Below are 10,780 nucleotides of genomic sequence, written 5' to 3'. Positions count from 1 at the left end.
TCTTCAACCCAAACCGTTCTTACTGACCGGCTTTGACGCTCGCATCGACGTCGGCGCTGACCGAGGTCGAACCGACCGTGGAGCCCACCGCGCCGACGGTGGAGCCGACGCCGCTCGCCACGCCGCCGAGCACGCCCTTGGTCTTCTTGGCGGTCTTGCCGGCCACTTCGCCGGTCTTGTCGACAGCCTTGCCGCCGGCTTCCCTGGTCTTCTGGCCGGCCTTGACCGCGCCGTCGTGAACCGCGTGGCCGGTGCCGACCGCGGCGTCCTTGGTGGCGCCGCCGAACTGCTTGGCCTTGTCGCCGGCCGCGCTCGCGGCACCGCCGACGCCGGCGCCGAGGCCCTGGCCGGTCGAGGCGCCCGTCGACAGCGCGCCCTGGGCTTTGGCACCGGCTCCGGCAGCGAGCGCGGCGGCTGCGTCGGCGTCGGCCTTGGCCTGGGCACCGGTCTGCACGGTGGTGTTGCCGGTCTGCACGCTCGCGCCCGCTCCGACGCCGATTTCGGCGGCGAAAGCGGCCGGTGCGCTCAGCGAGAGGGCGAGGATCAGGACGGTGGTTTTGTTCATGGGGATGCTCCGAGGGGAACAACGAGGGAAAGGAGTCGAAAACTGCGAAGTCGAGAAATGCTCACATCGAGTGGGCGTAGGCTTTTGCAAGCTGCCCGACCGACAGCTGAATCGGCTCGCAGTTTGCACGAACCACCCGTCGAGCGCGTGGAGCTTTGTACACCGTTGGCGCCGCCGGCCCCGCGTTCGCCCGTAAGGGCGTTCTTGCACCGCAACAATACCGGGCGTAAGGTTCGCGCCCATCGCGTCCCGAAACCGACCGTTGGCCGAGTGAAAATCATCATCCTGGGTGCTGGGCAGGTCGGCGGTACGCTGGCCGAAAACCTCGCAAGAGAGTCGAACGACATCACCGTCGTCGACAAGAACACCGCCCATCTGGCCGAGCTCGGCGAGCGGCTCGACATCCGAACCGTCCACGGTTTCGCCTCCTACCCCGAAGTGCTGCGCCGGGCCGGTGCCGACGATGCCGAAATGGTCATCGCGGTCACCGACAGCGACGAGACCAACATGCTCGCCTGCAAGGTGGCCTACACCTTGTTCCAGACGCCGACCAAGATCGCGCGCGTGCGCTCGCAGGAGTATCTGCAGGACGGCAAGCTGTTCGAGCAGGACGCGCTGTCGGTGGACCTGCACATCTCGCCCGAGCAGCTCGTGACCGATTACATCCATCGGCTGATCGAGTATCCGGGTTCGCTGCAGGTAGTGGATTTCGCCAATGGCCGCGTGCGCCTGGTCGGCGTGAAGGCCTATTACGGCGGCCCGCTGGTCTCGCGCCAGCTCAAGGAGCTGCCGCAGCACCTGCCCGACATCGAGGCGCGCGTCGCCGCGATCTATCGCCGCGGCCGGCCGATCCTGCCCGAAGGCGACACCATCATCGAGGCCGAGGACGAGGTCTTCTTCATCGCCGCGAGCGAGCACATTCGCCGGATCATGTCGGAGCTGCGCAAGCAGGACAAACCGGTCAAGCGCGTGATGCTCGCAGGTGGCGGCAACATCGGCTTGCGGCTGGCCAAGGCGCTCGAAGCGCAGATGCAGGTGAAGATCATCGAGCGCAATCGCGATCGCACCACGTTCCTGTCCGAACAGCTCTCGCGCAGCATCGTGCTCTGCGGAGACGCGGCCAACGAACAGCTGCTGCTCGAAGAGAACATCGAGGACGTCGATGTGTTCTGCGCAGTCACCAACGACGACGAGGCCAACATCCTGTCGGCGATGCTCGCCAAGCGGCTCGGCGCGCGCAAGGCGCTGTCGCTGATCAATCGCCTGTCGTATGTCGATCTCGTCGAAGGCGGCGCGATCGACATCGCCATTTCGCCGCAGCAGTCGACGGTTTCCGCATTGCTCGCGCACGTGCGCCGTGGCGACGTAGTGCGCGTGCATTCGCTGCGTCGTGGCGCGGCCGAGGCGATCGAGGCGGTGGCGCATGGCGATCGCAAGAGCAGCAAGGTGGTCGGCCGCCGTATCGAGGAGATCAAGCTGCCGCCGGGCTCGACGATCGGCGCGGTGGTGCGTGGCGACGAGGTGATCATCGCGCATCACGACACCGTGATTCAGGCCGACGACCACGTGATCCTGTTCCTCGTCGACAAGAAGCACACGCGCGACGTCGAGCGGCTGTTCCAGGTCGGCGTTTCGTTCCTCTAGAGCGGACGCGCCCTTGTACAGCGACTACAACCGGCGTTCGAACTCGGTCAAACGCTTCGTCTCGGTGCAGCGCATCGTCGGCCTGCTGCTGATGCTGTTCTCGCTGACGATGCTGCCGCCGATCGGCGTCGATCTGATTTACGGCGAATCCAAATTCCACGCTTTCATCGCGGCGATGTGGATCACGCTGATCACCGGCACGCTGATCTGGCTGCCGGCACGCAAGGTGCGCAGCGAGCTCAAGGTGCGCGATGGCTTTCTGATCACGGTGTTGTTCTGGACCGTGCTCGGAACCTTCGGTGCGATTCCGTTCTACTTCACCGATTCGGCCTGGCACAGCATCACCGACGCGGTGTTCGAATCGGTCTCGGGGCTGACGACCACGGGCTCGACGGTGGTCGCGCAGGGCGTCGACGAGCTACCGCATTCGCTCAACTACTACCGCGTGCAGCTGCACTGGCTCGGCGGCATGGGCATCATCGTGCTCGCGGTCGCGGTGCTGCCGATGCTCGGTGTCGGCGGCATGCAGCTGTACATGGCCGAGACGCCCGGCCCGATGAAGAACTCCAAGCTCACGCCGCGCATCACCGAAACCGCGCGCGTGCTGTGGTTGGTCTACGCCACGCTCACGCTGATCTGCGCGCTGGTGTTCTGGGCGCTCGGCATGAGTCCGTTCGATGCGATCTGCCATGCGTTCTCGACGCTGTCGGCCGGCGGCTTCTCGACGCACGACGCGAGCATCGGCTACTTCGACAGCCTGCCGATCGAGATCGCGACGATCGTCTTCATGCTGATCGCGGCGAGCAATTTCACGCTGCATTACATGGCCTGGCAGCGGCGCAGCCTGAGCGTGCATCTGCGCAACGGCGAGTTCCGCACCTTTTTGACGCTGTTCGCGGTGTTCGCGGTGTTCGTCTGCGTGCCGCTGATCGCCTACGGCACTTACACGCCCGGCGAGGCGATCCGCCACGGCGTGTTCCAGCTTGTGGCCTACGGTACCGACGCCGGCTTCGCGACGGCCGATCCGACGAACTGGCCGAGCTACACGCCGTTGCTCGTGATGCTCGCGAGCTTCATGTTCGGCTGTTCGGGCTCGACCGCCGGCGGCGTCAAGATGATCCGCCTGATCCTGTTCGTGAAGCAGGCGCTGCGCGAGCTGCAGCGGCTCGTGCATCCGAGCGCGCAATTGCTCATCAAGATCGACGGCAAGACGGTGTCGAACGACATCGTCTACGCGGTCGGCGGCTTCTTTTCGGTCTACGTCGGGCTCACCATCATCCTGACCTTCGCGATGGTCGGCACCGGGCTCGACACGGTGACCGCGTTCTCGGCGGTGGCCTCGGCGATCAACAACGCTGGCCCGGGCCTGGGCTCGGTCTACGCCAACATGGCCGGCGTCAGCACGGCCGGCAAATGGATCATGATCTTCGCGATGCTGCTCGGCCGGCTCGAAATCTTCACGCTGCTGGTGGTGTTCACGCCGGCGTTCTGGCGGCGCTGAAGTCCGGTCGCCCACGGGCCGGCGCCTTGGGCCTTGCGACGACAGGCTAGAATCCGGCTTCCATTTGCCGCCACGATCCTTATGTCGGTCTTCACCAAAGTCAGCCACACCGAATTGCAGGACTTCCTCAAGCAATATCCGGTGGGCGAGCTGATCGGCTTCCAGGGCATCGGCGAAGGGGTGGAGAACACCAATTATTTCGTCGATACCACCGACGGGCGCTGGGTGCTGACGCTGTTCGAGCGGCTCAACTACGCGGACCTGCCGTTCTTTCTCGGGCTGATGGATCACATCGCCTCGCGCGGCCTGCCCGGCGCGATGCCGGCGCGCACGCACGCGGGCGAGAACCTGGTCTCGCTCAACGGCAAGCCGGCCGCGATGGTACGCCGCCTGGTGGGCCAGTCGGTGCTGTTTCCGACGCTCGAGCAGTGCAAGCAGGTGGGGCGCTCGCTCGGAGAGCTGCACGTGGCGACCGCTTCGTATCCGGGCCGCTGCGAAAACTCGCGCGGCGTCGCCTGGCGCGAGAACACCGGCCGCGGCCTGCTCGCGCACGTCGACGCGGATACGCGTGCGCTGATCGAGGACGAGCTGCGCGCACAAGCGGCGCTTGACTGGAACACGCTGCCGCAGGGCGTGATCCACGCCGACCTGTTCCGCGACAACGTGCTGTTCGTCGATGACCGGCTCACCGGGCTCATCGACTTCTACTATGCCTGCAACGATTCGCTGCTCTACGACCTCGCGATCACGCTCAACGACTGGTGCACCGAACCCGAAGGCGCGCCGAATGCGGCGCGCTGGAACGCGATGGTGAGCGCGTATCGCTCGCGTCGCGGCATCACGCCGGCCGAGAGCGACGCCTGGCCGCTGGTGCTGCGCGCCGCGGCCTTGCGCTTCTGGCTCTCGCGCCTCTGGGACTGGACCTTCCCGCGCGAAGGCGACGTCGTGCACATGAAAGACCCCAACGCGTATCGGCGCATCCTCGAACACCATCGCACGCACGCGCCGATGGCGTTGTGAGAGGCCGGGAGACGGGCAACAACGGGAGACGGGAGACGTAAAGGCAAAAGCGCTAGCTGCAACGGCGCGCGGTGCTGTCCCGCTTCTACATCTCCCATCTCCCATCTCCCGTTCCCCGTCTCCCGGCTTCTCAGAACCCGTACTCGAGCGATCCGTAGAGCGGATAGAAGCTGCTGCCCTGTCCGGGTACATAGGCTTCGGCGCCGAAGCCGATTCGCAACTTGCCGAAGTGTGCGAGCAGGCCGATGGAGCCGTTGGCACCGAAACTGTGGTCGCGCCTGCTCACGCGCAGGCCTTCGCCTTCCACCACGGCTTTCTGCCAGCCATAGCCCAGGCCTCCGCGCACGTCGAGGAACAGGCGCGGCTTGAGCGGAATCAGCGGGCGCACACTCAGCGAAAGGCCGCGTGAAGAACCCGGCAGCTCGTCGACGATCGCGTTCGCGATGCCGAGCGCGTCGGGGTTCGCGCTGTCGATACGCGTGCGGTACTCGCCCAGATCGAATAGCGCGAGCTCGATCGCGTAGTTCGGCATCAGCCACCAGCCCGCATAGATCGCGCCGTAGGCATCCTGCTTGTCGGTTTTCACGTTCGCCTCGTAGCCGGCCGCAGCGAGCTGATCGCGCAACAGCGCATCGTTGATATCGATGTGCGCCGGCCCGCCACGCACACCGGCGTACCAGCGCGGTGATTCGAGCGCCGTGTCGGCTGCATTCGCGAACATCGGCAGCATCGCCAGCAGGCCCGCCGTCAGCGCCGCGATCAGCGTCTTGCCCGAACGACGCAGCAGCGCGGCGAAGCCGAGCAGCGCGATCAATCCGCCACCGAAGGCACCACCGCCCGACTTGCCTTCGAGCTCACTGCGATCGTTGTCGACGATCGTCACGGTCACGTTGCCCGGCGTGCCGATCATCGCGCCGCCTTCGGGCGCGGACAGCGTGAGCGTGAACTGCTCGTTGCCTTCGGCCAGGGCATCGTCGGCGATGTCGATCGCAACGGTCTTCGCCGCGGTGTCGCCCGCAGCCCAGGTCAGCAGGCCGCTTGCCGCTTCGAAATCGCTGCCCGCGTTCGCGCTGCCGTTTTGCGTCGCATAGCGCACGCGCACCGTACCGTCGCTGCCACCGACGCGATTCACGCGCAGCACGATGCGACCCGCGCCTTCATCGACGTTCGCGGTCGCCGCTTCGAAGCGCAGCGCGCCCGGCAGCGGTTGCGGAGCCAGATCGTCGTCGACGATGGTGACGTGGCCGCTCGCGATCTCGCCCAGGCCTGCGCCGGTCGGCTGCGACAGCGTGATCACGAAACGCTCCGCGCCTTCGACGAGCGTGTCGTTGACGATCGCGATCGTCACCGTCTTCGGCGCGACATCGCCGTCGGCCCATTGCACGAGCGTGTCGGTCGCGGCGTAATCAGCGGGCGACAAGGCGCTTTCGTCGCTGGTGACCAGGCGAACGCTCGCTGCGCCATCGCCACCATCGCTGCGCAACAAGGTGATCTGCACCGGGCCCGCGTTCTCCGCGATGGCGTAGTCGATCGCGCTCAACGCGATCACGCCCGCTTGATACGGCGCGTCGTCGTCGCTGATCGTGAGGCGTGCTTCGGCGAGGCCCAGCGTGGCGCCGCCGGTGGGCGCGGACAAGCGCAGCGACACGGTTTCGTCGGCCTCGTCGAGGTTGTCGTCGATGATCGGAACGAGCACGGTCTTAGGCGTGGTATCGCCATCGGCGAAAGTCACCTGCGTCGTCACCTCCTGATAATCCGCTCCGGCGGTGGCACTGATCGCCGCGGTGCCGAAGCTCGCGGAAACCGCACCGGCACTGCCCTCGGTGCGCGTCACCGTGATCGCCGCGTTGCCCGCGTTTTCATTGACGCGATAGTCCGCGAGCGCGAACTGCAGCTTGCCCGGGGACGGCGGCGCATCGTTGTCGATGATGCCGACCACGATGCTCGACGGCGAGCCGATCGCCGCTCCGCCGCTGGCTTCGGACAAGCTCAGGCCGAAGCTTTCGGTGGGCTCGGCGATGCTGTCGTCGAGGATGCGCAGCGTGATGGTCTTGGTGCCGGCTTCGCCGTCGGCGAAGTTCACGACGGTGTCGACGGCTTCGTAATCGGAGCCCGCAGTCGCGGTTCCATCGAAGCTGCGCACACGCACGCTGACGGCCGATTCGCTGGCTTCGCTGCGGGTGATGCCGATGCTCACGGTGCCGGCGGATTCGTCGACGCGCAGCAGCTCGGCTGCGAAATGCAGCGAACCGGCCCGCACGCTGTCGTCGCTCGTGATCGTCAGCGTGTGCGTGCGCTGTTCACCCAGCGTCGCATTCTCGGGTGTCTGCAGCGAGAAGATCAGGGTTTCGTCGGGCTCGACGCGTGTGTCGTCGACGAGCGCGATGTCGATCGCATGCTCGGTCGCGCCGGGCGCGAAGTAGACGCGATCGGATGCGAGCCCGTAATCGGCGCCGAGCTCCGCGGTACCGGCTAGCGAGTACAGCGCGTAAACCGCGCGACCACTCGGTGCGGACAGCCGCGCGATGACTTTGACGATGCCATCGGCCTCGCTCGCGATCGACGTCGCCTGCACGAAGCTCAGCGTCGGCGGTTCGTCGTTGTCGACGATGCTCACGCGCGTCAGATCGAGCTCGCCGATGCTCGCACCGCCGTTGGCACCCGTGAGCGTGAGTTCGAAGTGCTCGTCGTCTTCATCGAGCGCATCGTCGGTGATGCTCACGAACACGGTCTTGGTCGCCGCGTCGCCGTCGGCGAAGTTCACGCGTGTTTCGAGCGGCAAATAATCCGAGCCCGACAGCGCGGTGCCGTTGCGAGTGCGCACGAGCGCGCTGACCGCACCGTCGCTGCCACCGCTGCGCGTCACTTCGATGCCGAGCATGCCCGCGTTCTCGCCGGTTTCGACGCTGCTCACCGCGAACTGCAGCGTGCCGGGCTTGGGCGGCTCGTCGTTGTCGTGGATGTAGACATCGGCTTGGTCCTCGTCGGTTTCGGCGCCGACGACTTCGCTCATGCGCAGGCGCACGGACTCCTGATCTTCGACGAGGCGATCGTCGATGATCGCCACGCGCACGGTCTTGGGCGCGACGTCTTCGTCTTCGAACACCACCAGCGTATCGACCGGCGTGTAGTCCTCGCCGGCGGTCGCGCTGCCGTCGACGGTGATCACGCGCGCGCTGACTTCGCCCGCGCTGCCGCCGGTGCGCGTGATCGTGATGACGGCTTCGCCGTCGCCTTCACCGATGCTGTATTCGCTCGGATCGAAACTCAGCGTGCCCGGAGAGGGCGCGTCGCCGATCTGCAGGATCGCCTTGCTCGGCGAGCCGAGCACGCCGCTCGGGCTGCCGAGCGAGAGGTTCACCGTGCGGCCGCCGCCACCGCTCAGGATCTGCACTTCGTAAGTCTTGCTGCCGGATTCGCCATCGAGCCATTCGAGCGTGCCGCTCGAAGTGCGGTAGTCGCTGCCCGGATGCGCGGTGCCGGCGGTGCTGCCGTAGTTGACGCTGAAGGCGCCGACGCTGCTGCCGGTGCGGCTCACGCTGATCGTCGCGCGCGTTCCGCTGCCGCCCGGCGTGCTGAAGCGCGCGCTCGTGAACTGCGCGCTCGAATCGGCGACCGCGTTGAGGCGTGTGACGAAGCCGTCGGTGCCGCCCGAGGGCTGCGATTGATATTCGCCGCCTTGCGGCGAGGTCCAGAAGCCGCGGCCGAAGGTGCGGCCGGCGACCACGACGCTGCCGTCGCCCGCGAACGCCAGCGTGCGCGCGATGTCTTCGAAGCTGCCGCCGAGCAGTGTCGAGTAGAGCAGCCGCGAACCGTCGGCCGAGAACACCGAGACGAAGCTGTCGCGCGCGTCCGAACTGGTGCTCGCGGTGCTGCGCGACTCGGCTTGCAGCGAACCCGGCGTGGTGGGGAACGCGCGCTCGCCGAAATGGCTGCTGTAGCCGGCCGCGTAGACCGAGCCGTCCGCGTGCACCGCGAGCGCTTCGACCGATTCCTCGCCCGAGCCGCCGATCAGCGTCGACCAGACCAGGCTCGCGCTGCCCGACAGCGTCGGGTCGATCTTGAGCACGAAGCCTTGCGTCGAGGCCGGATCGCGATTCGGGTCGTAGGCGCCCGGCGTGGTCGGGAAGCCCGGGAGCCGCGAGGTGAACCCTCCGACGTAGGCGCGGCCCTGCGCATCCACCGCGAGCGCCTGCGCGCGATCGGGCCCGCTGCTGCCGAGCAGGGTCGAATACTGGAGCGTGCTGCCGTCGAGCGACAGCACCGAGAAGAACGCGTCGGAGTCGCCGTTGGTGCTGGTGTCGTAGCCGTTGGGCGTGGTCGGGAACGCGCGGCGATCGGGGCTCGAAAAATCGAGCGCCGACCAGCCGGCGATGTAGATGCCTTCGCTGCCGAGTGCGAGCGCACGAATCTCCTCTTTCTCGGTGCCGCCGATCAGCGTGCTCCAGAGCAGGTCGGCCTGGCCCGCGCCGCCCGGATGCAGCTTGGCGACGAAGCCGTCGTAGTCGCCGTTGGCGCTGGTGTCGTAAGCGCCTTCGGTGACTGGAAAGGTGGCGCCGAAGCGGTTGTCGGCCTGGCCCGCGAACACGATGTCGCCGGCCGCGTCGACGGCGATGCCGTAGACGATGTCCTGCGCGCCCGCGCCGCCGAACAGCGTGCCGTAGAGCAGCTGCGAGCCGGTGGCATCGAGCTTGGCGATGAAGGCGTCGCCGACGTATTGGCCGGTGGTCTGATAGGCGCCGTCGGTGACCGGAAAGCCGCTCGCGCCGTCCGCGCGCGTGGTGCCGCCGACGATGATGTTGCCGTCGGCGTCGGTGGTCACCGCGTAGGCCGCGTCGTCGCTGCGGCCGCCGATGTAGGTCGAGAACAGCAGCTCGCCGAGTTCGTAGTCGAGCTTGGCGACGAAGGCCTCCTGGTTCCCCTGGCAGAGCGTGTCGAACGCGCCCTCGGTGGTCGGGAAGCTGTTCGGCCCGCCGCTCGAGGTCTGGCAGCCGCCGATGCCGGCGACGATCACGCCGTCGGCGACCGTGGTGACCGCGTAGAGGTCATCGCCCGCGACGCCGCCCAGATACGTGGAGTAGCGCAGCACCGGGTCGATCACCAGTTCGCGCGAACGGTCGTAGTCGCCGAGCTCGAAGCGCAGTGCGTAGCCCTGCGCGGTGGTTTCGAGCGCGTAGCCCGCGCTGATCGGCTCGACGCGTCCGGTGGCGTCGAGCTGGTAGGCGAACGGCCGATGCTGCGTGAGCGTTTCGCCGGCCAGCGTCAGCTGCAGGTCGCCGGCGTCGTCGAGGTGCGCTGCCTGTGCGCCGCGGATGTCGATGACGATGCGCTGCGGGTCGGCGTTCGGGGCCACTTCGAAGTCGTATTCGAGCTGGCGATCGCGGCCGTAATAGATCGCGTCGATGCCCGGATAAACCTCGCGCTGGCGCAGCTGGCCGTAAGTCGCCAGCGCGGTGCGCCATTGCGACGGATCGTTGCCGAGCAGGTAGTTGGCGCGCGCCCTGAGCGGCTTTTCGGCGGCCGGCAGGCTCGTTGCGGCCGAGCGCAGGCGCAGGTCGAGGTCGTGCAGCCGATCGTCCGGACCGCGCAGGCGCAAGGTCGCCGAGCGGTCGTCGACCGCGAGCGCGTAGCCCGCTCCGCGCGCCAGAAAGCGATCGCCGTGATGCTCGAACTGCAGCGGCAGGCGAGCCAGCCGCTCGCCGATCTGGCCAACTTGGGCAAGATCGCCGATCTCGCTGCGCAGCGGCGCCGATGCCGATGACGGCAGCGCAGGCCGCTCGCCGAGGGCCAGCGCCAGCACGGCCGCTGCCGAAGTCGCCAGCCAGATGCCGCGGCCGGCCGAGGTTTTGAAACGCTCCATGATCCTGCTCTCCCACACCAAACCAATGAGGCGGGCACGCTAGAGGGCGCTGTCGCGAGGGTCTTTGGGTGGGCCTGAGGGATTTCTGAGGTTTTCATGAGGTGGCGAAAGAACCGGCCAGTGTCGCGGCCCGGCGGCGGCCTGCTAGCCTTCGCGGCCGCCCGACGACGAGTCCGGGCGCACACCGCAA

5 protein-coding genes are annotated in these 10,780 nt (G+C 67.2%); 3 read left to right on the top strand and 2 right to left on the bottom strand.

The annotated features are described in order from the left end of the window. Positions 1 to 19 precede the first annotated feature (19 nt). Positions 20 to 565: a hypothetical protein gene (locus WQQ_RS22930; RefSeq protein ID WP_007184750.1), complete on the bottom strand. Its 546-nt coding sequence runs from the start codon at positions 563 to 565 to the stop codon at positions 20 to 22. Between the two features lie 270 nt (positions 566 to 835). On the opposite strand from WQQ_RS22930, the gene trkA reads away from it, so the two are divergent. The 3 genes from trkA to WQQ_RS08545 all read left to right on the top strand — a co-directional run bounded on the left by trkA (position 836) and on the right by WQQ_RS08545 (position 4,730). Beyond that, positions 836 to 2,209 carry a Trk system potassium transporter TrkA gene (gene trkA, locus WQQ_RS08555; protein WP_007184749.1) on the top strand — a complete coding sequence of 458 codons (1,374 nt, stop codon included), beginning with the start codon at positions 836 to 838 and terminating at the stop codon, positions 2,207 to 2,209. A 13-nt stretch (positions 2,210 to 2,222) separates the two neighbouring features. Then, positions 2,223 to 3,710 (top strand): TrkH family potassium uptake protein, encoded by a 1,488-nt coding sequence (locus tag WQQ_RS08550; RefSeq protein WP_007184748.1) that lies wholly within the window; start codon positions 2,223 to 2,225, stop codon positions 3,708 to 3,710. A gap of 81 nt (positions 3,711 to 3,791) precedes the next feature. Further along, positions 3,792 to 4,730, top strand: coding sequence for a homoserine kinase (locus WQQ_RS08545; protein ID WP_007184747.1), 939 nt, complete (start codon positions 3,792 to 3,794; stop codon positions 4,728 to 4,730). A 130-nt stretch (positions 4,731 to 4,860) separates the two neighbouring features. Here WQQ_RS08545 and WQQ_RS08540 read toward each other — a convergent pair whose 3' ends face one another. Next, complete coding sequence (locus WQQ_RS08540; RefSeq protein ID WP_007184746.1) at positions 4,861 to 10,590, bottom strand: Calx-beta domain-containing protein; 5,730 nt, start codon at positions 10,588 to 10,590, stop codon at positions 4,861 to 4,863. Between the last annotated feature and the right edge of the window lie 190 nt (positions 10,591 to 10,780).

Origin of the sequence: Hydrocarboniphaga effusa AP103 (genome assembly GCF_000271305.1) — a bacterium.
Taxonomy (GTDB): Bacteria; Pseudomonadota; Gammaproteobacteria; order Nevskiales; family Nevskiaceae; genus Hydrocarboniphaga; species Hydrocarboniphaga effusa.
The sequence above is the reverse complement of the archived record's forward strand: the minus strand, read 5'-3'. Positions and strand labels throughout refer to the sequence as shown.